The 24,831-nt window shown below is 73.2% G+C and carries 21 protein-coding genes and 2 pseudogenes; 14 read left to right on the forward strand and 9 right to left on the reverse strand.

Going from position 1 to position 24,831, the window contains the following annotated elements; translation table 11 throughout:
* Position 1 precedes the first annotated feature (1 nt).
* Both ACIRVK_RS21965 and ACIRVK_RS21970 read left to right on the forward strand, forming a co-directional pair.
* Positions 2-610: a TetR/AcrR family transcriptional regulator gene (locus ACIRVK_RS21965; protein ID WP_404249483.1), complete on the forward strand. Its 609-nt coding sequence runs from the start codon at positions 2-4 to the stop codon at positions 608-610.
* 24 nt (positions 611-634) lie between these two features.
* A pseudogene (locus ACIRVK_RS21970) lies at positions 635-1,250 on the forward strand (DUF2470 domain-containing protein).
* Here ACIRVK_RS21970 and ACIRVK_RS21975 read toward each other — a convergent pair.
* A complete protein-coding gene (locus ACIRVK_RS21975; protein ID WP_404249485.1) occupies positions 1,218-2,447 on the reverse strand; it encodes a lactonase family protein in 1,230 nt (409 codons plus the stop codon). The pseudogene ACIRVK_RS21970 and the gene ACIRVK_RS21975 sit on opposite strands and share 33 nt — an antisense overlap.
* A 106-nt stretch (positions 2,448-2,553) precedes the next feature.
* Positions 2,554-3,801 carry an aromatic acid exporter family protein gene (locus ACIRVK_RS21980; RefSeq protein WP_404249487.1) on the reverse strand — a complete coding sequence of 416 codons (1,248 nt, stop codon included), beginning with the start codon at positions 3,799-3,801 and terminating at the stop codon, positions 2,554-2,556.
* Positions 3,802-3,912: 111 nt separating this feature from the next.
* On the opposite strand from ACIRVK_RS21980, the gene ACIRVK_RS21985 reads away from it, so the two are divergent.
* Together ACIRVK_RS21985 and ACIRVK_RS21990 are read left to right on the forward strand one after the other, a co-directional pair.
* A complete protein-coding gene (locus tag ACIRVK_RS21985; RefSeq protein WP_404249489.1) occupies positions 3,913-4,506 on the forward strand; it encodes a TIGR03086 family metal-binding protein in 594 nt (197 codons plus the stop codon).
* 56 nt (positions 4,507-4,562) lie between these two features.
* Positions 4,563-5,582 carry a DUF3626 domain-containing protein gene (locus ACIRVK_RS21990; protein ID WP_404249491.1) on the forward strand — a complete coding sequence of 340 codons (1,020 nt, stop codon included), beginning with the start codon at positions 4,563-4,565 and terminating at the stop codon, positions 5,580-5,582.
* On the opposite strand, the pseudogene ACIRVK_RS21995 reads toward ACIRVK_RS21990, so the two are convergent.
* Positions 5,492-7,123, reverse strand: a pseudogene (locus tag ACIRVK_RS21995) (glycoside hydrolase family 13 protein); the annotation flags it as partial. The gene ACIRVK_RS21990 and the pseudogene ACIRVK_RS21995 sit on opposite strands and share 91 nt — an antisense overlap.
* Before the next feature lie 134 nt (positions 7,124-7,257).
* On the opposite strand from ACIRVK_RS21995, the gene ACIRVK_RS22000 reads away from it, so the two are divergent.
* From ACIRVK_RS22000 to nrfD, 7 genes are all read left to right on the forward strand, one after another.
* Positions 7,258-8,298: a LacI family DNA-binding transcriptional regulator gene (locus ACIRVK_RS22000; protein WP_404249493.1), complete on the forward strand. Its 1,041-nt coding sequence runs from the start codon at positions 7,258-7,260 to the stop codon at positions 8,296-8,298.
* A 135-nt stretch (positions 8,299-8,433) separates the two neighbouring features.
* Entirely contained in the window at positions 8,434-9,453 is a 1,020-nt protein-coding gene (locus tag ACIRVK_RS22005) for a phosphotransferase family protein (RefSeq protein ID WP_404249659.1), read from the forward strand.
* Positions 9,417-10,700, forward strand: a complete 1,284-nt coding sequence (locus tag ACIRVK_RS22010) for an ROK family protein (protein WP_404249495.1) — start codon at positions 9,417-9,419, stop codon at positions 10,698-10,700. The genes ACIRVK_RS22005 and ACIRVK_RS22010 overlap by 37 nt, the downstream gene beginning before the upstream one ends.
* A 12-nt stretch (positions 10,701-10,712) precedes the next feature.
* On the forward strand, positions 10,713-10,940 hold the full coding sequence (locus ACIRVK_RS22015; RefSeq protein WP_404249497.1) for a hypothetical protein: 228 nt from the start codon (positions 10,713-10,715) through the stop codon (positions 10,938-10,940).
* Positions 10,941-10,958: 18 nt separating this feature from the next.
* Complete coding sequence (gene fdh, locus ACIRVK_RS22020) at positions 10,959-14,204, forward strand: formate dehydrogenase (RefSeq protein ID WP_404249499.1); 3,246 nt, start codon at positions 10,959-10,961, stop codon at positions 14,202-14,204.
* Positions 14,201-15,052, forward strand: coding sequence for a 4Fe-4S dicluster domain-containing protein (locus ACIRVK_RS22025; protein ID WP_404249501.1), 852 nt, complete (start codon positions 14,201-14,203; stop codon positions 15,050-15,052). Before fdh ends, ACIRVK_RS22025 begins: the two co-directional genes overlap by 4 nt.
* Entirely contained in the window at positions 15,049-15,996 is a 948-nt protein-coding gene (gene nrfD, locus ACIRVK_RS22030; protein WP_404249503.1) for an NrfD/PsrC family molybdoenzyme membrane anchor subunit, read from the forward strand. The genes ACIRVK_RS22025 and nrfD overlap by 4 nt, the downstream gene beginning before the upstream one ends.
* A 33-nt stretch (positions 15,997-16,029) precedes the next feature.
* Here nrfD and ACIRVK_RS22035 read toward each other — a convergent pair whose 3' ends face one another.
* A complete protein-coding gene (locus ACIRVK_RS22035) occupies positions 16,030-17,058 on the reverse strand; it encodes an SDR family oxidoreductase (RefSeq protein ID WP_404249505.1) in 1,029 nt (342 codons plus the stop codon).
* Between the two features lie 72 nt (positions 17,059-17,130).
* Between ACIRVK_RS22035 and ACIRVK_RS22040 the strand changes: the two genes are divergently transcribed.
* Entirely contained in the window at positions 17,131-17,787 is a 657-nt protein-coding gene (locus ACIRVK_RS22040) for a M15 family metallopeptidase (RefSeq protein WP_404249507.1), read from the forward strand.
* Here ACIRVK_RS22040 and ACIRVK_RS22045 read toward each other — a convergent pair.
* From ACIRVK_RS22045 to ACIRVK_RS22060, 4 genes are all read right to left on the reverse strand, one after another.
* Entirely contained in the window at positions 17,784-18,746 is a 963-nt protein-coding gene (locus tag ACIRVK_RS22045) for an SDR family NAD(P)-dependent oxidoreductase (RefSeq protein WP_404249509.1), read from the reverse strand. The genes ACIRVK_RS22040 and ACIRVK_RS22045 overlap by 4 nt on opposite strands.
* Positions 18,747-19,040: 294 nt before the next feature.
* Positions 19,041-20,204, reverse strand: a complete 1,164-nt coding sequence (locus ACIRVK_RS22050; protein ID WP_404249661.1) for an aromatic acid exporter family protein — start codon at positions 20,202-20,204, stop codon at positions 19,041-19,043.
* A gap of 60 nt (positions 20,205-20,264) precedes the next feature.
* A complete protein-coding gene (locus ACIRVK_RS22055) occupies positions 20,265-20,921 on the reverse strand; it encodes an HAD family hydrolase (protein ID WP_404249511.1) in 657 nt (218 codons plus the stop codon).
* 44 nt (positions 20,922-20,965) lie between these two features.
* Positions 20,966-22,009, reverse strand: coding sequence for a PHP domain-containing protein (locus ACIRVK_RS22060; protein ID WP_404249513.1), 1,044 nt, complete (start codon positions 22,007-22,009; stop codon positions 20,966-20,968).
* 97 nt (positions 22,010-22,106) lie between these two features.
* On the opposite strand from ACIRVK_RS22060, the gene ACIRVK_RS22065 reads away from it, so the two are divergent.
* Both ACIRVK_RS22065 and ACIRVK_RS22070 read left to right on the forward strand, forming a co-directional pair.
* Positions 22,107-22,922 (forward strand): SDR family oxidoreductase, encoded by an 816-nt coding sequence (locus ACIRVK_RS22065; RefSeq protein ID WP_404249514.1) that lies wholly within the window; start codon positions 22,107-22,109, stop codon positions 22,920-22,922.
* 12 nt (positions 22,923-22,934) lie between these two features.
* A complete protein-coding gene (locus ACIRVK_RS22070; protein ID WP_404249515.1) occupies positions 22,935-23,954 on the forward strand; it encodes a DNA topoisomerase IB in 1,020 nt (339 codons plus the stop codon).
* Here the strand turns inward: ACIRVK_RS22070 and ACIRVK_RS22075 are convergent.
* Positions 23,951-24,652, reverse strand: a complete 702-nt coding sequence (locus tag ACIRVK_RS22075) for a VanZ family protein (RefSeq protein ID WP_404249516.1) — start codon at positions 24,650-24,652, stop codon at positions 23,951-23,953. The two genes, ACIRVK_RS22070 and ACIRVK_RS22075, sit on opposite strands and share 4 nt — an antisense overlap.
* Positions 24,653-24,831 lie beyond the last annotated feature (179 nt).

The following is a 24,831-nucleotide window of genomic DNA, read 5'->3' on the forward strand; positions in this document are numbered from 1 at the left end:
CATGGCCGCGAACCAGGGTGGGCGCGCGCGTCGCCGGCTCAGCACCGGGGAGCGCCGGGAGCAGTTGCTGTCGGTGGGGGCGCGACTGTTCTCGGAGAGCCCGTACGACGACGTCTGGATCGAACAGGTCGCCGAGATCGCCGGGGTCTCGCGCGGTCTGCTCTACCACTACTTCCCGACCAAGCGGGACTTCTTCGCCGCGGTCGTCGAGCGGGAGAGCGAGCGCATGCTGCGGATGACGGCCGCCGTGCCCGGCGTCCCGGTGCGCGAGCAACTGGCCGCCGGCCTCGACACCTATCTCGAGTACGTCGACGCCCACGCGCACGGTTTCCGGGCCTTCCATCGTGCCGACGCCGCCGGGGACCAGGCCGTGCGCCGCGTCTACCAGCGCGCCCTGGCCGCGCAGGAGCGGCAGATCCTTGCGGCGCTCGCGGCCGACCCGGAGTTCGGACCCGTCGCCGCGAGGCGCCCGGACCTCGGGCTCGCGGTCCGCGGCTGGCTCGCCTTCACGACGGCTGTCTGCCTGGAGTGGCTGCGCGGCTCGGACTTGAGCCGCGCGCAGGTGCGTGACCTGTGCGCGCGGGCGCTGCTGGGCGTTCTCTCGGACTGACCCCCACCCGACCTCGGACGTCCCGTGGAACGGGCCTGCTCGGTGCTCGCCACCGCGTGGTCGTGCGCCGTGACCGCCGAGGGCGGATGCGAGGAGTTCGTCGGCGCGCACACCGCCACCGAGGACGGCCGGGTGCTGCTGAGCGTGCCCGAGGACAGCGCACTGCGCACAGCCGCGCTCTGCTCACCCCGCGGCGAGCCGTCCGCCGTGCTGGAGTTCGCCGACGTGGCACCCGTTCCGGTGCCAAGCCGTGTCCGCGCCCGGTTCTGACTCGCCGGGTCCCTCGCACCCGAGGGCGGCCACCTGGACTTCCGTCCCACGCGGATCGTGCTGCGCCGGTCCTCCGGCGGTCGTCGTCGGCCCCGAGGAGTTCGCGGCGGCCGCGCCCGATCCCCTCGCCCTCGCCGAGGCACGCCAATCTGCACGGCGCGGTGCGGGTCCGGCCGCTCGCCGTCGACCGGCACGGACTGACCCTGCGCATCGAGCGCCCCGCGCCCACGGCGACGTACGCCTGCCCTTCCACACACCCGCCGACGACCTCGGCCAGCTCACCGAACGCATGCGCGCCCTGCTCTCCCGGGCGAGCGCCGCCTCCTGCCCGCGCGCCCTACAGCGGCAGCGCACAGACGGCGACCGGTGAGGCGAACGGCGGGCCGGCGAGCCGCAGTTCACCGCTCCTGTCGTCCACGTGGAAGACGCTGACGGTGCTCGACCTCTGGTTCGCCGCGAACAACAGACCGCCGTCCGGCGAGAAGGCGATCTGGCGGGGGAAGTCACCCGACACCGGCACCGTGCCGAGCAGGCGCAGGCGGGCGCCGTCCGCCTCGACCGCGTACCTGGCCAGGCTGTTGTCACCACGGTTGGCGAGGAAGGCGTAGGAGCCGTTCGAGGTCACCAGGATCTGCGCCGGGTGGTTGGTGCCCGGACCGGAACCCGTGGACTGCGGGTCGCCGATGGTCAGCCGGCCGCCCGCGGGATCGTAGGAGCAGACGGCGACCGTGTCGTCGACCTCGTTCGCCAGGTAGGCGTAGCGGCCCCCGGGGTGGAAGGTGAGGTGGCGCGGCCCGGCGCCCGGGCGGGTGTGCGCCTGCGCGACCTCGGTGAGCCGTCCCGAGCTTTCGTCGAGGCGGTAGGTGTAGACGGTGTCCGTGCCCAGGTCGACGGCCAGCACATGCCCGCCGTCGGGACTCGTGACGAACTGGTGGGCGTGCGGCCCCTGTTGACCGGGGCCGGGGACCGGGCTCGCGTGCACGACCAGATCGCTGCGCTCGCCCAGCGCGCCCGAACCGTCGACGGGGTGCACCGCCACGCTGCCCGAGCCGTAGTTGGCGCTCAGCAGCCAGCGGCCGCTCGGATGCACGGAGAGATGGCAGGGCCCGGCCCCGCCGGTGGCGCGGCTGCCCAGGATCCTGCGGTCGGCCAGGCGTACGGCTGTGACGGCACCGTCGTCCCGCTCGTCCACGGCGTACAGCGTGCGGCGGTCCGGATGCAGGGCGAGGTACGACGGGTCGGCCACGCCTGTCAGGGTCCCGGTACCGGTGATACGGCCGGTCACGGGGTCGTAGGTGGCGAGTCCGATGCCCTTGCCGCCGCCCTCGACGGAGGTGTAGGTGCCGAGGAACAGGGGGCGGGGCCCGGACGGCCGGGGTGTCGCTCGCGGTGCGGACGGCTCGGACGACGGGCGCCGAAGGGGGGCGGCGACCGGTTCCTCGGCTCCTGGGGTGCCCCTGGGCGTCGCGGGTGCCGGCAGGGCGGTCACCGCGGCCGCGCCCGCGAGCGCGCCGACCAGACGGCGCCTGCTCCAGCCGCCGCCCGCCGCTCCTGTCCCACTGCCCATGCCCGCACCCCAGGTGATCGCTCGTCGGGTCCCGACAAGCCACCATGACGCGAACCGCCCGGGGACTGCAACAACGGCACCAGGCGTTGCGCAGGCCGCAATGGTGCTACCGGCTCCGGCGCAGTACCTCCGGTACCCGCAGCCGGCCGGAGTCGCGCAGGCTCTCCCGCAGCCGGGTCAGGCGCGGCATCCGCTCGCGCTGCTCCCGCGAGGTGCGGTCCAGTTCCTCCAGCAGCCGGCGCGAGCGGTGCTCGGTGTCCATCTCGTCGAGGATGCGGTTGACCTCGGTCAGCACGGCCCCGTACAGCTGCCAGGTGCGGGCGTCGCGCTGCACCTCCTCGAGCAGCAGCTGGGCGAGCTTGTCGCGGGTGGCCGCCGCCTGGCGCAGCTCGGCGGCCAGCCGGGCCTCGGCGGACTCCGCGCTGACGCTGACGCTGGTGGTGACCAGCACGGCGAAACTGACCACCGCGTCCGCGATCTCCGACAGCAGCCGCTCCACCGCCGCGCCCGTCTCCGGGGCGAACAACGGCTCAGGATCGCGTTCCTTCGCGAGGTCGGTGAAGGTGCGCGCGAGCACCCGCAGGACCACCGTGCAGATCTCCAGGGTGTCCAGACCGGTCCGCAGCACCACCCGGTGCAGCAGGCCCTCACTCACTCGCGGATTGAGCCGCAGACTGTCCTCGGCCTGCCGCAGGGCCGCGTCCACCTCCACGATGTCGTGGTCGAGCCGGCGTGCCTCGTGCAGCCGCTCGGTCGCGTGCTCGACCGGGGTGCGGCCCGCTGCCTCCTCGCCCATGCGCAGCATCAGCCGCCGCACCCGGCGGGCCAGCCCCTCGATCGACTCGCCCGCCTCGTCCACCCACACCGGCGGCGCCAGCAGCAGATTGCAGGCCATGCCGACGACAGCGCCGATCAGTGTCTCCACCACCCGCGCCCACGCGGTGTCCCCGACGGTGGTGACCCCGAGCACCAGCATCGCGCTGATCGCCACCTCGGGCACGTACTCGTCGACCCGCACCAGCCGCCCCACCGCCAGCGAGGCGACGATCAGCAGCGCGAGGCTCCACCAGGTCAGGCCGACCAGCAGGCTGAAGGCGATGGCGACCAGGACGCCCGCCACCACCGCGTTCACCCGGCGGATGCCGTTGGTCAGCGTGGCGTAGAGGGTGACCTGGACGACCAGCAGCGCGGTGAGCGGCGCCGTCAGCGGGGCGGCCTCGGGGCTCAGACGCAGGGCGACGACGTAGGCGACCGTCGCCGCGACCGCCGACCGCAGCGTCTGCACCACCACGGGGTCCCGGCGCCGCTTCACGAAGGTGACGAGCGGCGCCGTCCACTCACGTACATCTGGCACCTCGGCCTGATCCCCTTTCCTGACGCTCGTGTTTGTTGCGGACCGTAACTGTCCGCAAGGACACCTAGATTGTTGGCAACGGCCGAAGGCCGGCAAGAGGGGAGAACGGTGATGGCGGACACCCGAGGTTTCGAGGTTCTCACACACGCGCACGCCTATCTCGCCGAGGTGGTCGCCTCGGTCGGGCAGTCCGCGTGGGGCGCGCCGACGCCGTGCAGCGAGTGGACGGTCCGCCAGGTCCTCAACCACGCGCGCGTCGACCAGCAGGCCTACGGCCTGGCGATCACCGGCGGCAGGCCCGACTCGGACCCCTTCCACCCGGCCGACACCCTCGACGCGGACCCGGCGGCAGAACTCGACAAGGTGCTGCGCCAGGTCGCCGACGCCTACGCCGGCCTGCCGGCCGACTCCGACCAGGTACCCACACCCCTCGGGCCGCTTCCCCCGTGGATCGCCGCCGGGGCGGCCGCCATGGACGCGGCCGTGCACGCCTGGGACATCGCGGTCGCCACCGGCCAGGACCGGCCGCTGAGCCCGGAACGGGCCGAGGGGATCCGGCCGGCGGCCGACCACCTCGTCGACCGGCTCCGCGACGCCTACCGGGTGTTCGCCCCGGCCGTCGAGGGCTCCCGGGACCACGACCGGGCCGAGGCGCTGCCGGCCTTCCTCGGCCGGGACCCGCACTGGCGGCCGGCTTCCTCCTGAAGCGGCGGGAGGGCCGTGGCATGATCGTGCCGGCCGTGCCGTCAGGCAGGGGAGACGTGGACTTCACGAACGTCCCGTCGCCGCGGGCGCGGCAGGCGTTACGCCATGTCGCCGCACGCTCGACGGGCCCGGCCCTCGGTCCGGACGTGCGGATCACGCTGAACTTCCACCCGGACCGGCTGATCGGCGGGCGGCCCATCCTCCGGGCACTCGCCCAGGACGGCGTCTACCACTCGCAGTTCGTCACCGGCACCAGCAACGGCGGCCTGACCGCGCACCCCGGCGGCGACCGCCGGCGCTGGGAGAGCCGGATCTTCGGCGGCGCCTATGACGAGGCCGACCCGCACGAGCGACCCGTCTACGGCGCCCTGAACTTCCGCCGCCAGGTGGTCGGCGCCGCCCCCCGGTTCGGCTCCTCGCACTTCCGCCTCACCGCCGACGCCCTGGCGCGTGCCACCTTCTGCTACCCCGACAGCGCGGCCGAGCCGACCCACTTCGGGGTGGCAGCCGGCATGACCCTCGTCGCGCTCGCCGAGGCCGACGAGCAGGACGCCCTGAACGACTACATCGAGGCCCAGGTCCATGGCCGTGTCCTGCTCGCCGGACACGTGGAGGCGCTGGTCCTGGACGCCGGCTACCGCGGCAGGCACGTCGAGGCCGCGGCCCGCCTGCTGCCCTGCCCCGTCGAGTGGCACCCGGGCTACCGGCTCACCGTGGCCGAGTTGCGCGAGCACGCGGACTACCGCGGGCAGGAGTACGTGGAACTGGGCGCCCGGATCGCCCAGGACGGCGTCGTCGACCCGCGGATCATCGGGGACGCCGCCCGCACCGGCCGCCACGAACTCCAGGACCTGAAGATGGTGTGGCACACCCTGGCCCGCTTCGGCGCCCCGGAGGGCGCGGGCACCGCCCGGCACCCGGCGCACAGAGCGCACCCGCCGGTACTACGCGATCACGCGGTGGAACCCGGGGCGAAGGCGTCGGTCGCGAGCCACGCCGCCTGGTCCGGTGCCAGCCTGCCGTCCTCCACCGGCCCGCCGGCCAGCAGCACCGACGTGTGCTCGGGCAGCGGGTAGGGCTCGGTCGAGAGGTTGACCGCGCACACGAATCCCGGTTCCCGGCGGAAGGCCAGCACTCCGGCGGGGGCGTCGAGCCAGGTCAGGTCGCCGTCGCCGAGCGCGGGATGCTCGTGCCGCAGCCGCAGAGCCGCGCGGTACAGCGTCAGCATGGAGCGCTCGTCCCCCTTCTGCGCCTCGACGCTCAGCCCGGCCCACGCCTCCGGCTGCGGCAGCCACGGCTCGCCGCGCGCACCGTCCGGACTGAAGCCGTACGGCGCACTCCGCCCGGACCACGGAATCGGCACCCGGCAGCCGTCGCGGCCCCGGTCGGTGTGCCCGGAGCGCTCCCAGACGGGGTCCTGCAGCACCGACTCCGGCAGGTCCTCCACCTCCGGCAGTCCCAGTTCCTCGCCCTGGTAGACGTAGGCGCCGCCGGGCAGCGCCAGCATCAGCAGGGCCGCCGCACGGGCCCGGCGGGTGCCGAGCTCCAGGTCAAGGGGGCCCTCGGGCCGGTAGGGCTCGTTCACCGTCCAGCGCCGCACGACCTTGCGGCCGTAGCGGCTGGGGTGGCGTACGACGTCGTGGTTGGAGAGCACCCAGGTGGCGGGCGCGCCCACCGCGCCGAGCATGGCGAGCGAGTCGTCGATGACGGAGCGCAGGTCCTTCGCGTCCCAACTGGACATCAGGAAGTCGAAGTTGAACGCGGTGTGCAGGCCGTCCCGGCGGACGTAGGCGGCCAGCCGCTCCGGGGTGTCCGCCCACGCCTCCGCGACGAAGCAACGGTCGCCGGGGAACTCGTCGGCCACCCGGCGCCAGGCACGGTAGATGTCGTGCACCTCGTCGCGGTCCCAGTGCGGATGGTCGACGTGCTGTCGCGGCCCGTCGTCCGCCTTGCGGGGCGGCAGGTCGGGCAGCTCCGGATGCTTGATCAGACCGTGGGCGACGTCGATGCGGAAACCGTCCACGCTCCGGCCGAACCAGAAGCGCAGGATCGACTCGAACTCGGCGCGCACCTCGGGGTGCTGCCAGTTGAGGTCCGGCTGCTCGGGGGCGAAGAGGTGCAGGTACCACTCGCCGTCGGGCAGCCGGGTCCAGGCCGGCCCGCCGAAGGCGGACTCCCAGTCGTTGGGCGGCTCGGCGCCGTCCGGTCCGCCGCCCGGCCGGAAGACGTAGCGCTCCCGCTCCGGGCTGCCCGGTCCCGCCGCCAGCGCCGCCTTGAACCAGACGTGCTGGTCCGAGGTGTGGTTGGGCACGATGTCCGGGATGACGCGGATCCCGTGCCGGTGCGCCTCCTCGATGAGCTGCTCCGCCTCCGCGACCGTGCCGAACAACGGGTCGATCTCGCGGAAGTCCGCCACGTCGTAGCCGTGGTCCGCCATCGGCGACCTGTACCACGGGTTGATCCAGATCGCGTCGACGCCGAGCCACCTCAGATACGGCAGCCGGGAGCGGATGCCGGCGATGTCGCCGACACCGTCGCCGTTCCCGTCGGCGAAGCTGCGGATGTAGACCTGGTAGATGACGGCGTCGCGCCACCAAGGTGCCGTGCTGGTGGACATAGGGGTGCGCACTCCTCGCCTGTGACAACGCTTGCAAGCTTGGGGGTTCCAGGGCGGGGTCGTCAATGCGCTACGTGCCGGTAACGCCGTGACAGCGCTGCCAAGGTTCCGTACGCGTGTGCTAGCGTCCGCGCATGCCAGCCGATCGACGGCACCCCACGATGGCCGATGTCGCCGAACGGGCCGGGGTCTCCGTCTCCACCGTCTCCCGCACCCTACGGGGCCTGTCGAACGTGTCGCCGCAGGTTCGCATACGCGTCGAAGAGGCCGCGCGCGAGCTGGCGTTCTCCGTCTCCCGGCAGGCGTCCAGCCTGGTGACCGGCAGGACCGGAGTGGTGGCGGTCCTGGTGCCCACGCTGAACTCGTGGTTCATGGGCTCGGCCCTGTCCAGCCTGGGCCCGCTGCTGCGCGCGGCGGACATGGAACTGACCGTCTACGTCATTCCCGACCTCGCTGAGCGGGCCGCGTTCTTCGAGCGGTTGCCGGCCCGCCGCAACGCGGACGCGCTGCTGGTGTTCTCCTTCGACCTCACCGACGAGGAGAGCGCCCGCCTGGACGACCTCGGAATGCCCGTGATCTACGTCAGCCAGCATGCCGAGGGACGCCCGAGCGTGTACGTGGACGACGTGGCCGGCGCCCGGCGCGGCACCCGGCACCTGCTGAACCTGGGCCATCGCCGGATCGCCTTCATGCAGACCATCGGCGCCACGGGCTTCGCCTTCAGCTCGCACGAGCGGCTGCTCGGCCACCAGCAGGCGCTCACCGAGGCGGGCGTCCCGCTGGACGACTCGCTCGTGGTGGCCGCCCGGGTCGCCGACGGACACGGAGTCGCGGCGGCGCTCGGCGAACTGCTCAGCCTGCGCGAGCCGCCCACCGCCGTCTTCGCCGAGCAGGACGAACTCGCCGCCGCCCTGATCGCGACCCTGCGCCGGGCCCGGATCGCGGTGCCGGAGCGGATGTCCGTCCTCGGCTTCGACGACCAGCCGGTGGCCGACTGGCTCGACCTGACCACGGTCGCCCAGTCCCCGGCGGAGATGGGCCGCCTGGCCGGCGAACTCGCCCTGGAACTGATCGGCGAGGCCGGCACCGACCACCGGCGGCACGTCGTCCTGCCGACCCACCTCATTCCACGTGCCACCACGGCAGCGCCACCCGCCCCCGAGAACACGCCCTGACCGGTTCCGTGAGCCCGACGCCGGCCGTTCGAAAAAGGGCGCCCGGCGTGCGGGCGGCGTTCCGTACCCTGTTCCGTGATCGCACGCCGGGCGCGGACCCGGCGGGCCGACCGGCAGGGGAGAGGTGGGCGCAAGGTGGTGGACTCCTGGGAACGGGCCCGACGCGTCCTGGGGGACTCGGGCATCCCGCCCGGCCGTCTCGCCCACGTACGCCCGCTGACCGGCGGCACCTACAACGCCGTCGAGGAGCTGCGGCTCACCGACGGCAGCCGCTATGTGCTCAAGGTCGCGCCCGACGCCCCGGGGCTGCGCCACGAGAACGGGCTGCTCGTCGCCGAGGCGGAGTTCTACCGGGGCGCCGAGCGGGCCGGAGTGCCCGCGCCGCGGCTCGTGCGACTCGACGCCGGCAGTGACCTGCTGCTGATGACCGCGTGCCCCGGCGACCCCTGGGACGACTCCACGACGGAAGCCGAACGGGGGCCCCTGCGCACCGAGTTGGGGCGCTCCGTGGCCCGGCTGCACCGGGTGACCGGGCCGGCGTTCGGGTATCCGTCCGGGGCGCTCGGCCCGCTCGCCGCCGACTGGCGGACGGCGTTCGCCGGAATGCTGGACGCGGTCCTGGACGACGCCCGCGCATACCGGGCCCGCCTGCCCCGCACCGTCGACGAGGTGGCCCGTACCGTCCGTGCCGCCTACGGCGCCCTCGACGAGGTCACCGTCCCGAGCCTCGTCCACTTCGACCTGTGGCAGGGCAACATCCTGCTGGACCGCTCGTCGGGAGAGCCCCGCATCGGCGGCCTGATCGACGGCGAGCGCATGTTCTGGGGCGACCCGCTGGCCGAGTTCGTCTCGCTGGCGCTGCTCGGGGACATCAGGAAGGACGAAGCCCTGCTGGCCGGGTACCGCGAGGCCGGCGGACAGGCCGAGTTCGACACCGCGGCCCTCGTACGGCTCGCTCTCTACCGCGCCTACCTCTACCTGATCATGCTCACGGAGGTCGTGCCGCGCGGGCTGGAGCACGAGGAGTGGCGCCAGGAGAAGGTCGCCCCCGAACTCGTCGCCGCCCTGGACGAGATCGAGGATCTCGTCTCCTGGGCCGGTCTCTCGGAAGGAGCCACATGGCGGCGCGGAACGGGCCCACGGTACGGGACCTGAGGCGGGCCAACCGCACTGCCGTGCTGCGGCGGCTCTACTTCGACGGACCCCTGAGCCGCTTCGAACTCGGCCCGGCGACCGGCCTGAGCTCCGGCTCGGTCAGCAACGTCGTCGCCGACCTGGTCGCCGACGGGCTCGTCGAGGAGGCCGGCAGCGTCGGCTCCGACGGCGGCCGGCCCCGCACCCTCCTCCGCGTGGCACCCGGCGCCGGGCACATGATCGGCGTCGACGTCGGCGAGACCCGCGTCCGCGTCGGGCTCTTCGACCTCACCCTCACCGAACTCGCCCGCGCCGAGCGGCCGTTGGAACCGCAGCGGTACGAGGTGGAGGTCATCGTCGACCACATCCGCGAGGGCGCCGCCGAGGTGCTCACCGGTACCGGCACCGGCGCCGACGCCGGCCCGCTCCTGGGCGTCGGTGTCGGTGTCCCCGGCATCGTCGAGCACACCCCGGACCACGGCGCCGTCGTCCACGGCCAGACCATCGGCTGGGACGCGGTGCCGCTGGAGGCGCTGCTCCGCTCCACCTCCCACCTCCCGGACGGCGCCCGGTACTTCATCGACAACGGCGCCAGGACCCTGGGCCAGGCCGAGATGTGGTTCGGCGCCGGGCGCGGCGCCCACAGTGCGATCGTCGTGCTGTTCGGCTCCGGAGTCGGCGCCTGTCTCGTCACCCCCGAGGTGGAGCACGGCCGGGCGGTCGAGTGGGGGCATCTGACGGTACGGGTCAGGGGGCGCCGCTGCCGGTGCGGTGCGCTCGGCTGCCTGGAGGCCTACGCGGGCGCCGAGTCGCTGCTGCAGCGGTGGCGCGAGGAGGGTGGCCGGCCGCCCGAGGGCACGGACGAGGAGACGGCGCTGACGGCGATGCTCGCCGCCGCCCACCCGGCCGACGTGGGCGAGGCCGACCCGGTCGCTCTCGCCGTGCTGGAGGAGGCGGCCGAGTACCTGGGCGCCGGGCTGTCCGACCTGATCAACCTCTTCCAGCCCGAGCGGATCCTGATCGGCGGCTGGGCGGGGCTCCGGCTGGGCCCGCGGTTCCTGCCCGCGGTACGCCGGCACGCGGCGTCGTACGCGCTGCGGCACCCGGCCCAGAAGGTCACGATCGACCTCGGGCGGCTCGGCCCCGACGCGGTCACCGTCGGCGCGGCGATCCTGCCGCTCGCCGACTTCTTCGCCCGGGGCGGCCGACGGAACCCGACGTTTCACATGTCACCGCCGGAGGTACTCGCGTCTCGCTCGACGACGTGAAGGGAGGACGCCGTGGCCGATCGGCGTGACACTGGCCAGGGCGCCGAGCCCGTGCCGAGGGACCTGTCGGACCAGCAGGTCCGCGAGGGCGAGGATCCGCTGGACATCCCGCTTCCGGCCGTCGCCGAGGACGAGTCGGAGATGCCCGACACCGACGAGGCCGGCACCGGCCGCCGCAACGGCCCCCGCTCGGCCACCGTCCACCCCGAACACCCCGATCCGGACGAGTCCTCCGCCTGACCGCCACAGGGAGCCACCATGGGTATGGGCGACCGCGTCCGCTCCTGGCCCGTCTACCGGCAGCTCGCCGGCACCGACCGAACAGGCCGGGGCGCCGCCGCGAAATCGCCGTACACCGAGGGCCTCCGCCCGCGCACCGACAGCGCCGACCGGGTCGTGCAGTCCGTCTGTCCGTACTGCGCGGTCGGTTGTGGTCAGCAGGTGTACGTGAAGGACCAGAAGGTCGTCCAGATCGAGGGCGACCCCGACTCGCCCGTCAGCCGCGGCCGCCTGTGCCCCAAGGGTTCGGCGACGCTCCAGCTGACCACCGGACCGGCCCGTGAGCACCAGGTCCTGTACCGGCGCCCGCACGCCTCCGACTGGGAGACCCTCGACCTGGACACGGCGATGGACATGGTCGCCGAGCGGGTGATCCGCACCCGGCGCGAGACCTGGGAGTGGGAGCGGGACGGGATGCGCACCGCCCGCACCCTGGGCATCGCCAGCCTGGGCGGCGCGACCCTGGACAACGAGGAGAACTACCTCATCAAGAAGCTGCTGACGGGCCTCGGGGTGGTCCAGGTGGAGAACCAGGCCCGGGTCTGTCACTCGTCGACAGTGGCCGGACTCGGCACCACCTTCGGCCGGGGCGGCGCCACCACCTTCATGCAGGACCTGCAGCACGCCGACTGCATCGTCATCGAGGGCTCCAACTTCGCCGAGTGCCACCCGGTCGGCTTCCAGTGGGTGATGGAGGCCAAGAAGCGCGGCGCCCGCATCATCGACGTCGACCCCCGCTACAACCGCACCAGCGCCCTCGCGGACCTCTACGTCCCGATCCGGGCCGGTACCGACATCGCCTTCCTCGGCGGGATCATCAACCACGTCCTGACCGAGGGGAAGGACTTCCGCGAGTACGTCCTCAGGTACACCAACGCGGCCACCCTGGTGAGCGAGGACTTCCAGGACACCGAGGACCTCGACGGCGTGTTCTCCGGGCTCGACGAGGAGAAGGCGCACTACGACGTCACCAGCTGGCAGTACGAGGGCGTGGAGATCCAGCAGCCCGCGGGCGAGGCCGACGAGCTGTACGAGGACCGGACCCGCAAGGCCGCGGGCGCCGAGGCCCACGGCTCCGGCGGCGCCCGCACCGGGCACCGCGCCCCCACCGACGAGACCCTCCAGCACCCGCGCTGCGTCTACCAGGTCCTCAAGCGCCACTACGCCCGCTACACCCCCGAGATGGTCGAGGACGTCTGCGGCATCCCCCGCGAGACCTTCCTGCGCGTGTGCGACGAACTGACCCGCAACTCAGGGCCCGAGCGCACCAGCGCCTTCTGCTACGCCGTCGGCTGGACCCAGCACACCACCGGCGCCCAGTTCATCCGGGCCGCCAGCGTCCTGCAGCTGCTGCTCGGCAACATCGGCCGACCCGGCGGCGGCATCCAGGCCCTGCGCGGCCACGCCTCCATCCAGGGCTCCAGCGACATCCCGACCCTCTTCAACCTCCTGCCCGGCTACATCCCGATGCCGCACGCGCACGAGGACATGAACCTCGACAACTTCATCGAGACGACCCGCACGGTGAAGGGCTTCTGGTCCGAGATCCGCGCCTACCTCGTCAGCCTCCTCAAGGCCTACTACGGGGACGCGGCCACCCCGGACAACGACTTCTGCTTCGACCACCTGCCGCGCCTGACCGGCTCGCACTCCACCTACGACACGGTCATGACCCAGCTCGACGGGGACTGCAAGGGCTACTTCCTGCTCGGCGAGAACCCGGCCGTCGGCTCCGCCAACACCCGCCTGCAGCGCCTGGGCATGGCCAACCTGGAGTGGCTGGTCGTCCGCGACTTCTCCCTCATCGAGTCGGCGACCTGGTGGAAGGACGGCCCGGAGATCGAGAGCGGCGAACTGCGTACCGAGGACATCGGCACCGAGGTGTTCTTCTTCCCCGCCGCCTCCCACACCGAGAAGTCCGGCTCCTTCACCAACACCAACCGCTGGGTGCAGTGGCACTACGCGGCCGTGGAACCGGAGGGCGACGCGCGCAGCGACCTGTGGTTCATGTACCACCTGGGCCGGCGCATCAAGGAGCGGCTGGCCGGTTCCACCGACCCGATGGACCGGCCGATCCAGGACCTCGCCTGGGACTACCCCGTCACCGGCGAACTCCAGGAGCCGGTCGCCGACGCCGTCCTCGCCGAGATCAGCGGCCACGGCCCCGACAACAGCCCGCTCAGCGCCTACACCGAGCTGAAGGACGACGGCTCCACCCGCTGCGGCTGCTGGATCTACTGCGGTGTCTACGCCGACGGCGTCAACCAGGCCGCCCGCAAGAAGCCCGGCTCCGAGCAGGACTGGGTGGCCGCCGAATGGGCCTGGGCCTGGCCCGCCAACCGCCGCATCCTCTACAACCGCGCCTCCGCCGCCCCCGACGGCACCCCGTGGAGCGAGCGCAAGAAATACGTCTGGTGGGACGCGGAGGCCGGGAAGTGGACCGGCCGTGACGTCCCGGACTTCGTGCCCGACCGCGCCCCCGACCACGTACCCGACGAGGACGCCGAAGGCCCCGACGCGCTGCGCGGCGACGACCCGTTCATCATGCAGGCGGACGGCAAGGGCTGGCTCTACACCCCGGCGGGCCTGGAGGACGGCCCACTGCCCACGCACTATGAGCCCCAGGACTCGCCCTTCCCCAACGCCCTCTACCCCTCGACCCCACGCAGCCCCGTGCGCCAGCTGATGCCCCGCGAGGGCAACCGCTACCACCCCAGCGGCGACGAGAAGGGCGCCGACGTCTTCCCGTACGTCGTCACCACGCACCGGCTGACCGAGCACTTCACGGCGGGCGGAATGAGCCGCTGGTCGGAGTACCTGTCCGAACTGCAGCCGGAGTTCTTCTGCGAGGTCTCGCCCGAACTGGCCCGCGAGGTCGGCCTGGAGAACGGCGGCTGGGCCACCGTCGTCACCGCCCGCAACGCCGTCGAGGCCCGGGTCCTGGTGACGGAACGGATGCGCCCACTGCGGGTGCAGGGCCGCACGGTCCACCAGATCGGCCTGCCCTTCCACTGGGGGCCCAACGGCGTCGCGCAGGGCGACGCGGCCAACGAGCTGACCGCCATCGCCCTGGACCCGAACGCCCACATCCAGGAGGACAAGGCGCTGACGGCCGACATCCGCCCGGGCCGCCGCCCGCGCGGCGCGGACCTGCCGAAGCTGGTCGCCGAGTACCGCCGGCGGGCCGGCATCACCTCGACCACCGGAACGGAGGTGCACAAGTGAGCGAGGAACGCGTCGGTTTCTTCACCGACACCTCCGTCTGCATCGGGTGCAAGGCCTGCGAGGTGGCCTGCAAGGAGTGGAACGCCATCCCCGAGGACGGTCTCTCCCTCACCGGCATGTCCTACGACAACACCCAGGCGCTCGGCGCCTCCACCTGGCGGCACGTCGCCTTCATCGAACAGCCGCGCCCCGACGGCCGTACCGAGCTCCCCCTGGTCGAGGGCGGGGCGACCGCCCAGGAGACGGCCGTCGACGGCTCCGGCGAGCTGCGCTGGCTGATGTCCTCCGACGTGTGCAAGCACTGCACCCACGCCGCGTGCCTCGACGTGTGCCCCACCGGCTCGCTGTTCCGCACCGAGTTCGGCACCGTCGTCGTCCAGGAGGACATCTGCAACGGCTGCGGCTACTGCGTGCCCGCCTGCCCGTACGGCGTCATCGAGCAACGCCCGCACGACGGACGGGCGTTCAAGTGCACGCTGTGCTACGACCGCCTCGGCGCGGGACAGGAACCGGCCTGTGCCAAGGCCTGCCCCACCGAGTCCATCCAGTTCGGCCCGCTGGACGAACTGCGCGAGCGGGCCGCCCTGCGGGTCGACCAGCTGCACGAGGCCGGGGTCACCGAGGCCAGGCTCTACGGCGAGGACCCCGGCAACGGCGTGGGCGGCGACGGAGCCTTCTTCCTGCTGCTGGACCAGCCCGAGGTGTACGGGCTGCCGCCGGACCCGGTCGTGACCACTCGCGACCTGCCGACGATGTGGAAGCACGCGGGCGCGGCCGCCCTGTCCCTGCTGGGCGGCGTCGCGGCCTGCTTCGCGGTGACCGCCGGGGCGGGAAGGGGAGGACGATGAGTGTGACGGAGCGGGTCGGACGCCGGCGCCGGCGTGGTGAACAGGCCATGGTGCCGAAGGCCGAGTTCCAGTCGTACTACGGCCGGCCCGTCATCAAGGCGCCGTCCTGGGCCGCCCCCGACATCGCCGGGTACTTCTTCCTCGGCGGGCTGGCGGGCGCCGGGTCCGTCCTCGCGGCGGGCGCGCACCTGACCGGCCGTGCCACCACCGCCACGGCGCTGAAGGTGTCCTCGCTCGGCGCGGTCTCCCTGTCGGCCGCCGCGCTGATCCACGACCTGGGCAGGCCGGGCCGGTTCGCCAACATGCTGCGCGTGTTCAAGCCGACCTCGCCGATGAGCATGGGGTCCTGGCTGCTGTCCGTGTACGGGCCGGCGGCGGGTGTGGCTGCCGCGAGCGCGGTCACCGGCCGGTTGCCGCGTCTCGGGGGCGCGGCAACCGGTGCCGCCGCGCTGCTGGGCCCCGCGGTCGCCACCTACACCGGGGTCCTGGCGGCCGACACCGCCGTACCGGCCTGGCACGACGCCCACCGCGAACTGCCGTACCTGTTCGGCGCCTCGGCGACGGCTGCCGCGGCGGGAATGGCCCTGGCGGTCGGTCCCACCGGCGAGAACGCGCCCGCACGCTGCGCCGCGGGGCTTGCGGCGGTGGCCGACGCGGCGCTGGAGAAGGCGGCGGAGCGGCGGCTCGGCATGGTCGCGGAGACCTGGAAGGAGGGCCGGCCCGGGAACCTGCTGCGGGTGGCCCGGGTGCTGACCGCGGCAGGTGGGCTGGGCGCGGTGGCCCTCGGCGGCCGCCGCGGGCCGGCGATGGCCTCGGGCCTGGCCCTCCTCGCCGGGTCTGCCTGCACCCGCTTCGGCGTCTTCGCTGCGGGCGTGGCCTCGGCCGAGGACCCGAAGTACACGGTGGTGCCCCAGCGGGAGAGGCTGGACGAGGAAGGGGCGTGAGCGCTCGGCTCACCGCCCCCTCGGGCCTCATCCTCATCCGACCTTACGCCCGCGCATCGGCTCCGTGTCGGCTCCGGCGCCGTGCTGCAGCCCGTGCAGGAACTCCTCCAGGACCTCGCTCGCCGTGTGCTCGGGCTGCCACCCCAGCTCCCTGTGGGCGCGGGTGCAGTCCATCAACGGCAGGCGCAGGACCGCGTCGAAGAGGTGGGGCGAGGCGGGAAGCAGGTGCAGCCCCCAGGCGGCGGCGATCGCCCTGCGGGCGGCCGCGCGGGGGAGCCGTACCGGACGGGTGCCCAGCATCTCGCCCAGCAGTTCCGCGTCCACCGGGGGCTCGGCGGCCAGGTTGAAGGCACCGCGGGCCTCGCCGGCCAGCGCGAGGACGTACGCCTTGGCAGCGTCGTCCGTGTGCAGCGCCTGGACGCGCAGGCCGGGGATGTCGGGCAGGAACGGCAGCAGCTCCGGACGGGCCAGCGGGCCGGGCAGGAACCGCCCGCCGAAGATCCGGCGCTGCTCGCTCGCCGACTCCCGCTTGAACAGGAACGCCGGCCGCATCCGCACCACCCGCACCTCGGGATGCTCGCGCTCGAACGTGTCCAGGGCGCGCTCCAGATAGGCCTTCTCACGGCAGTACGCAGCGTCCGGCCAGCCGTGCGTCGGCCACGACTCGTCCACCGCGCGCCCCTTCGGCCCCGGCGAGTACGCGCCCACCGACGAGGCGTGCACCAGCGTCGGCACCCCGGCCTTCGCCACCGCCTCGAACACCCGCATGCTGCCCAGGACGTTGGTCCGCCAGGTCACCGCCGGGTCGTGCGTGGGCTGGAACGCCCACGCCAGATGCACCACCGCGTCGGCGTCCGCGAACACCTTGGTCAGATCGGTCCGCTCCGACGCCAGGTCGACCGGGGACCAGTCGGTCCGCGGCGGTGACCAGTCGGGAATCCGCCGGGCCAGCCCCAGCACGGTGCCGACGTCCGACTCCTCGGCGAGGGCGCGCACCACGCTGGTCCCCACGTTGCCGGTGGCGCCCGTGACCACGATCCTGCTGCCCGTCGTGCCGCTCACGATCGACTCCCTTCGGAGGGGAGTCACCGGGTACCCGGCCCGGGCGGGATTCATGACGACGATGATCAGGGGATGAGCGAAATCATCCTGATGTCCGACGCCCGGGTCGCCGCCGTCCCCGTCGAGGAGAACGACGAACCCCTCGTCGACGTACGCGACACGCTCCTGGTCGACGCCCGCAAGCAAGAGGACGCACACGGCGCACAGATCTACCTGCGCCGCGGCGTCCTCACCCGCCTCCGCACCGCCCAGGCCCTCCTCCCCGGCGGCCTGCAACTCCTCTTCGTGGAGGGCTACCGGCCGCCGGCCCTGCAGCGCCGCTACGTCGATCGGTACGCCGACGAACTGCGGACCGCTCACCCGGACTGGCCTGCCGACAGCGTGCGCACGGCCGCCAGCCGCTACGTCTCCCCACCCGAGATCGCCCCGCACAGTGCCGGAGCGGCCGTCGACCTGACCCTCGCCGACGCCGACGGCCGTGAACTCGACCTGGGGACGGCGATGAACGCCAGTCCTGAGGAGAGCGAGGGCGCCTGCTACACGGCAGCCGGCAACATCGGCGCAGAGGCGCGGGCCAACCGGGCGGTACTGGGGGCCGCGCTCAGCGGGGCCGGACTGGTCAACTACCCGACCGAGTGGTGGCACTGGTCGTACGGCGACCGCTACTGGGCCCTGGCGACGGGCGCCCCCGCCGCCGTCTACGGGCCCAGGGAGGCTGTCGGCGGCTAGGCGGAGAACGCGTTCACGCCTGTCAGTTCCGCCGACACGTCCCACAGACGGGACGCCTGTCCGGGGTCGACGGCCCACTCCTTGACGCCGGTGGTGCCGGTGTCGTCCGGCGCCGCGATCTCGGCGACCTCGCAGTCCTCCAGGTAGACCCCGCCGAGCCCGGCCAGCTGGGGCGAGGTCGCCGCCCACACCTGGGTGGCCGCGCCCTGCTGCGGGGTCTTGAAGCCCTGTGGGTTCAGTACGTTGCCGTCCTCGTCGATCCAGCCGCGCTCGATCATCTCCTCCTTGGGGATGTGCCGCTGGAGGGGGGTGAGGATCCCGCCGGGGTGCAGGGCGAAGGCACGGACGCCGCGGTCCCGGGCGAGCGCGTCGAGGTGGACGGCGAACAGGACGTTCGCGGTCTTGGCCTGGCCGTAGGCCTGCCACTTGTCGTAGCCGCTCGTCCACTGGACGTCGTCCCAGCGCATGCCGGAGAAGTGGTGGGCGCGGGAGGAGACGGACACCACCCGGGCGCCGGGCGCGATCACCGGCCACAGCCGGTTGACCAGGGCGAAGTGACCGAGGTGGTTGGTGGCGAACTGCGCCTCCCAGCCCGGTCCGACCCGGGTCTCGGGGCAGGCCATGATGCCGGCGCTGTCGATGACGATGTCGAGGGCGCGCCCCGAGGCCAGGAACCGCTCGGCGAAGGAGCGGACGCTCCCCAGGTCGCCGAGGTCCATCTCGTCCACCTCGGCTCCGGCGACACCCGCCAGCGCCTCCTCGGCGGTGGCCCGGCGCCGGGCCGGAACCACCACGTGGGCGCCCGCCCTGGTGAGCGCCCGGGTGGTCTCCAGACCGAGACCCGAGTAGCCGCCGGTGACGAGGGCGAGCTTCCCGGAGAGGTCGATGCCCTGCAGGACGTCGTCGGCGGTGCTCGTGGCGCCGAAACCGGATCCGATCTTGTGCTGTGCAGTGGTCATGCCGGGAACGCTACGAATTGGAGTGCGCTCGAAGTCAAGCCGGAACCGAGCCGGAAGGAGCAGGGCGGAGAAGAGCCCCGACCGGACGGGGGAATCTCGGTCGGGGCCGTCGAGCGGTGGGCACGGATGGCGGTCGCCTCCCGGCGAAAGACTCCACAGGACTTCAGCCGAACGATCGTCCCTGTGGGCGAATGGTGAGGCCCGGGGACACTGTCCCATCCGCACCCACGGTCTGTTCAACGGCGAACTACCTTCTGGTGTTCCGCTGGTGGACGTCTTCGGCGGTGATCTGTGTCACCCGCGTGCGGCGCGGGGAGAGGTCTCTGCCCACAGGTTCTCCGCCTGCAGCACCAGGGAGCCGAGGACGGTGGTGCGGTCCGCTCCCTGCCCGGCCTGCTCCCGCAGTCCCTCCTGCAACTGTCGGTGCAGTGCGCGCCGGGCCTCCTCGCCCCGGTCGTCCGCCTCCTCGACGCCGCCCCCGGCGAGCAGGCGGCACCCCTGTGCGTGGCACGCCCGCGCGATCAGGTCCAGCAGCCGGGCGTACGTGTCCAGCACCCGGGCGTCGGGCGGCGTCGGCGTGCGTTCCTCCTCGGCGGCCACCGCGAGGGTCCTGGTGAGGGCGGTGACGTGCCCGGTGACCCGGCTCCAGCGTTCGTCCTCGGCCTCGGGCGGTACGTCCGAGGGCAGCCGGCGCAGGGTGCGCAGCGGTCGGCTGGTCAGCCGCAGGCTCTCCGTGCGCCAGCGTCGGGCCGAGCGCACCGCCTCCAGCCGGTGTTCGAGCCGGGCGGCGCCGTGGGACCAGCCGGCCACGGTCCCCGCGTCCCAGCGCTCGTGCCGCATGTCGTCGGCGACCGTGTGCAGCACGTCCCCCACCTCCTCGGCGAGGGCCGCCAGGTTCTCCCGGACGTCCCGCAGATGGATCGGCGGCAGGATGAGCGCGTTCACGGCCACCCCGATCACCGCGCCGAGCGCCGCCTGCCCCACCCGGTGTCCGACCGTTGCCGCCGTGACGCTCCCGGCGGCCAGCGTGAACACCGCGGTGGTGGCGCCGTAGATCCCCTGGTCGCCGAAGCGCGACCAGTTCGACAGCAGCATCAGCACCGGCAGGCACAGCGCGAGCGCGCCGAGCGTGTTGCCGGTGACCGCCTGTGCCACCGAGGCGCACACCGTCCCGGTGCAGATCGCCCCGAACTGCTGCGCCGCCCGCCGCAACGAGCTGTACACGGTGGCCTGCACCAGGACCACCGCCACCCAGGGCGCCATCAGGGCCATCGGGTCGTCCATGCCGTCGCTCGCCACGAACCACGCCAGCACCGCCGCCCCGGCGGCCTTGAGCGACTGCACGACCAGGTCCCGCTCCCGGCCGGGTGAGCGCCAGGCCGCCCGCACCTTGTGCCCCACACCGGTCCACTTCCCGGCCCACGCCGGCCGCCCTGTCGCTCGCCTCACTCGCGTCATCCGCTCCGGGTAACCGAAGATCGCCGGGTCACTGCCGGACTGGTCGCGCATGTGCGGTGGTCAGGCCAGGGGGCTGTCGTCAAGGCCGGCCAGCAGGTGTGCGGGATCGTCGTACACGGCCCGGGCACCCGCCTCCTCCAGGTCCGCCCGGGGAATGCCGCCGCACAGTACGCCCACGCAGCGCACGCCCGCCCGGGTGCCGGCCCGCATGTCCCACACGGTGTCGCCAACGAAGACCGCCCGCTCGGCGGGGACACCGGCGAGTTCCAGGGCGTGCTCGACCGGCTCGGGGGCCGGCTTGCCCTCGTCCACGTCCTCGGCGCTCGCCGTGGCGTGGATCGCCTCGTCGGCGTCGAGCGCACGCCGCAGCGCGGCCAGCTCCGGGCCGCTCGCGGAGGTGGCCAGCACCACCCGCCAGCCCGCCCGGTCCAGGTGCCGCAGCAGCCGGCCGGCGTCCCGCAGCGCCGGCAGCCGGTCGAAGTACTGCGCGTACAGCGTCTTGTGCGCCGCGCTCAGCTCGCCGTCGCGGTCCTTGTCCCGCTCGTCGCCGAGCACCCGGGCGACCAGATCCTCCGAGGGCAGGCCGACGGACCGGTGGATGGCGTGCATGGGCACCTGGTGGCCCGCCTGCCGGAAGGCCTCCCACCAGGTCGCCACATGCAGGTGGTTGGTGTCGACGAGGGTCCCGTCGACGTCGAAAACGGCCGCACGTTCCATGCGCTCTCCCTAGTTCCCGGCTCGCTCGTACCCCGAGTACCACCTCACCGGCCCGCCACGCCCGCGGGCGTGCGCCGCTCCCGGGTCCACGCCAGCAGGTCCTCCCTCGCCCAGGTGTTCACCACGCGCTCGGCCGGCACCCCGCACTCCTCGGCCCGCGCGCAGCCGAGGATCTGCCAGTCCAACTGGCCGGGCGCGTGCGCGTCCGTGTCGATGGAGAACAGCACGCCCGCCTCCACCGCGCGGCGCAGCAACCGCCGTGGCGGATCCAGCCGTTCGGGCCGACTGTTGATCTCCAGGGCGGTGCCCGTCTCGGCGCACGCGGCGAACACCTCGTCCGCGTCGAACTCCGACTCGGGCCGCCCCCGCCCCGTCACCAGCCGGCCGGTGCAGTGCCCGAGCACGTCGGAGTGCTCGTCGCGCACGGCCGTCACCATGCGGCGCGTCATCGCGCGGGCGTCCATGCGCAGCTTGGAGTGCACCGACACCACGACCACGTCCAGCCGCTCGAGCAGTTCCGGTTCCTGATCCAGCGAGCCGTCCTCGAGGATGTCGCACTCGATGCCGGTCAGCAGCCGGAACGGCGCCCAGGTCTCGTTCAGCCGCGCCACCACGTCCAGTTGCTCCCTGAGCCGTTCGGGCGACAGGCCGCGCGCGACCGTCAGCCGCGGCGAATGGTCGGTGAGCACCGCCCAGTCGTGCCCGAGCGAAGCGGCCGCCCGACCCATCTCCTCGATCGGGCTGCCGCCGTCCGACCAGTCCGAGTGCAGGTGGCAGTCCCCGCGCAGGCGCGCCCGCAGCGCCGCGCCCGCCCGGTCCTCGTCCGGCGCCCCGGCCTCCTCCTCCAGCTTGCGAAGATAGCCGGGGACCTGTCCGGCCAGTGCCTCCCGGACGACCTGGGCCGTCTTCGGACCGACGCCCTTCAGCGACTCCAGCGACCCGGCGGTGGCCGCACGCTCGCGTACCTCGTCCGCGGGGAGGGACGACAGCACCCGGGACGCCGTACGGAAGGCGCGCACGCGGTAGGTCGGCGCGAGGGACCGCTCCAGCAGGAAGGCGATCCGCTCCAGTGCCTCGACGGGATCCATGGCTCCAGGGTTCCCCGGGCGGACGGATCCCGCACGGTTTGTGCCCCCTGCTGCGGGGTACTGCGATGCCCCGGCAACGGCCATGAGGAGGTCGGTGATGTCCCCATCAACTTCCGGACCAGCTTCCGGCAAGGTGGCCGTGGTCACCGGCTCCGACTCCGGGATCGGCCGCGCCACCGCCGTCCGCCTGGCCGGGGCGGGCATGGACATCGGCATCACCTGGAACAGCGACCGCAAGGGCGCCGAGGAGACGGCCGACGAGGTCCGCTCCCTCGGGCGGCGGGCCGAGGTGGCCCACCTGGACCTGACCGCGCTGCCCGCCGCCGCCGACACGGTCGACGAACTGTGCGACCGGCTAGGCCGGATCGACGTCCTGGTCAACAACGCCGGTACGGGCACCATGACGCCGTTCCTCGACCTGGAACTCGACACCGTGCGCGAGGTCCTCGACGTCGACCTGATCGGCCCGTTCCTGTGCGGGCAGCGGGCGGCGCGGCGGATGATCCAGCAGGGCGACGGCGGCCGGATCGTCAACGTGACCTCCGTCCACGAGCACCAGCCGAGGGTCGGCGCCGCGCCGTACTGCGCGGCGAAGGGCGGCCTCGGACTGCTCACGCAGGTCATGGCGCTGGAACTCGCCGAGTACGGCATCACCGTCAACGCCGTCGCACCGGGCGAGATCGCCACGCCGATGACCGGTCAGGAGGACGGCGACGTGCACAGCGAGCCCCGCCCCGGCATCCCGGCCGGGCGGCCCGGGGACGCCCGCGAGGTGGCCGCCGTGATCGCCTTCCTCGCGAGCCCGGACGCCGGATACGTCACCGGTGCCTCCTGGACCGTGGACGGCGGCATGCTGCGGATGGGCCCGCAGGCCGGTTCGCATCTGCGCAGCGACGACTGGCGGCGTCCCTGAGCGGGCCGCACCGTGAGACTGCGCACCAGTTCCTGCGACCGCCCCGGCTTCAGCCGCGTCCGCTGCGGCCGCGGCTTCCGCTACCGGGACGAGAGGGGCGCGCCCCTGAAGGACCCTGACCAACTCGCCCGTATCCGCGGCCTGGTGATCCCGCCCGCCTGGCGTGACGTGTGGATCTGCCCCTGGCCGAACGGGCATCTCCAGGCGGTCGGCACCGACGACGCCGGTCGCCGCCAGTACCTCTACCACGAGCGGTTCCGCGCCCAGCAGGAGCAGGCCAAACACGAACACGTCCGCCAGGTCGCCCGTGCCCTGCCCGAGCTGCGCGCCAAGGCCGCCCTCGACCTCGCCGGCCGCGGCCTGAGCCGTCCCCGGGTCACCGCCTGCGCCGTGCGCCTGCTGGACCTGGGCTTCTTCCGCATCGGCAGCGACCGGCACACCGGCCAGAGCGAGACCTACGGCCTCACGACCATGCTGCGCGAGCACGTCACCTGCCACCGCGAGGAGATCACCTTCAGCTACCCGGCCAAGGGCGGCACCGAGATGATCCGCGCTCTCGTCGACGAACAGGCCCACGCCGTCGTACGGGCCCTGCTGCGCCGTCGGCGGGGCGGCGAGCGGCTGCTCGTGTTCTGGGAGCGGGGCGCCTGGCGCGACCTGCACGGCGACGACCTGAACGAGGCGCTGCGCCGGCTGTCCGGGACGGAGGTCACCGCCAAGGACTTCCGCACCTGGCACGCCACGGTCCTCGCCGCCGTCGCCCTGTCCGTCCCCACCGCGGAGGCCACCGCCACCCCCGCGGCCCGGCGGCGGCAGATCAGCCGCGCGGTCCGCGAGGTCAGCCACTACCTGGGCAACACGCCCGCCGTGTGCCGGGCCTCCTACATCGACCCCAAGGTGTTCGAGCTGTTCGAGCAGGACGTGACGATCGCCGACGCGCTCACCCGGCTGGGCGAGCACGGCGACTTCGGCCGTCCGGCCACACAGGGGGCCGTCGAGGCGGCGGCGCTGGAGCTGCTGGAGGGCGGTTAGGCGCTCTTCGCTCGTTCGGGTTCTCGGCGCGGGGTCCGCTCCCGGGCGTGCACCCTGCCCATCCGCCGCCCCAGCAGGACCCAGCCGATCAGCGCGCCGCTCGTGTTGAGGATGACGTCGTCGATGTCGAAGGCGCGCCCGTCGATCAACGCGCCCTGCGCGAACTCCACGAGCAGCATCACCATGGCGGTCAGCAGCAGGACGCGCAGCAGTCCGCGTGCCCGGGGCGCCACGACCGGGACGAGGACCCCGAACGGCACGCCGAGCACTATGTTGCCGCCGATCTGCTTCACGGCGTCCTTGGCCGCAGGCTGATCCAGGTAGGCCCGGATGGAGCGGCCCGGATGCAGGTTCGTGTGCACCAGCGAGGCCGAGGCGGGGGACGGCTCCAGGGTCAACTTGGCCAGGACGGCTGCGAACGCCACCATGAACACGAAGGCGACCAGCATCGCGAGGAGTCGGATCGGCAGGGGCAGCACATGCCGTTCGCGCGGCTCCGGGGTGGGGCCGCGCCCGGACTTCGGCTGCTTCGCGGACTTCGCCGACTTCGCGTTCTTCTCCGGCTCGCTCTTCTTCTCGGGCTTGCGGTTCTTCCCGAACTTCGCGACCGTCTCCGGTTTGCCGTTCTTGGCGGCCTTGTCCGCTGGGGCGGTACGCAGGCGCCACGCCGTGAGGGGGCGCGAGGCTGCACGGGCCATCCGGTCCTCCAGTCTTCAACTTACCTGCGTTGAAAGGCGGTTACCCCGTCGCCGCCCGAGGATGCCGCCGCAGCCGGGGTTGTGGCCGTACACCCGCGCGGTTTTCCTTCCTGCTGTCGGGGCACTCCGGGCGGTGACCCGAGCGCGCCGCCACCCGCGGCGCCCGCCGCGATGCTTGG

This window comes from Streptomyces sp. NPDC101152, from assembly GCF_044768275.1.
Lineage (GTDB): Bacteria > Actinomycetota > Actinomycetes > Streptomycetales > Streptomycetaceae > Streptomyces.

Bases quoted from the DNA above. Each gene is read 5' to 3' on its own strand.
- ACIRVK_RS22075 (WP_404249516.1), bottom strand. From the start codon at position 24,652: ATGGCCCGTGCAGCCTCGCGCCCCCTCACGGCGTGGCGCCTGCGTACC.
- ACIRVK_RS22055 (WP_404249511.1), bottom strand. From the start codon at position 20,921: ATGGAACGTGCGGCCGTTTTCGACGTCGACGGGACCCTCGTCGACACC.
- ACIRVK_RS21975 (WP_404249485.1), bottom strand. From the start codon at position 2,447: ATGGGCAGTGGGACAGGAGCGGCGGGCGGCGGCTGGAGCAGGCGCCGT.
- fdh (WP_404249499.1), top strand. From the start codon at position 10,959: ATGGGTATGGGCGACCGCGTCCGCTCCTGGCCCGTCTACCGGCAGCTC.
- nrfD (WP_404249503.1), top strand. From the start codon at position 15,049: ATGAGTGTGACGGAGCGGGTCGGACGCCGGCGCCGGCGTGGTGAACAG.
- ACIRVK_RS22000 (WP_404249493.1), top strand. From the start codon at position 7,258: ATGCCAGCCGATCGACGGCACCCCACGATGGCCGATGTCGCCGAACGG.
- ACIRVK_RS22060 (WP_404249513.1), bottom strand. From the start codon at position 22,009: ATGGATCCCGTCGAGGCACTGGAGCGGATCGCCTTCCTGCTGGAGCGG.
- ACIRVK_RS22010 (WP_404249495.1), top strand. From the start codon at position 9,417: ATGGCGGCGCGGAACGGGCCCACGGTACGGGACCTGAGGCGGGCCAAC.
- ACIRVK_RS22045 (WP_404249509.1), bottom strand. From the start codon at position 18,746: ATGACCACTGCACAGCACAAGATCGGATCCGGTTTCGGCGCCACGAGC.
- ACIRVK_RS21985 (WP_404249489.1), top strand. From the start codon at position 3,913: ATGGCGGACACCCGAGGTTTCGAGGTTCTCACACACGCGCACGCCTAT.
- ACIRVK_RS21965 (WP_404249483.1), top strand. From the start codon at position 2: ATGGCCGCGAACCAGGGTGGGCGCGCGCGTCGCCGGCTCAGCACCGGG.
- ACIRVK_RS22040 (WP_404249507.1), top strand. From the start codon at position 17,131: ATGAGCGAAATCATCCTGATGTCCGACGCCCGGGTCGCCGCCGTCCCC.
- ACIRVK_RS22065 (WP_404249514.1), top strand. From the start codon at position 22,107: ATGTCCCCATCAACTTCCGGACCAGCTTCCGGCAAGGTGGCCGTGGTC.
- ACIRVK_RS22050 (WP_404249661.1), bottom strand. From the start codon at position 20,204: ATGACGCGAGTGAGGCGAGCGACAGGGCGGCCGGCGTGGGCCGGGAAG.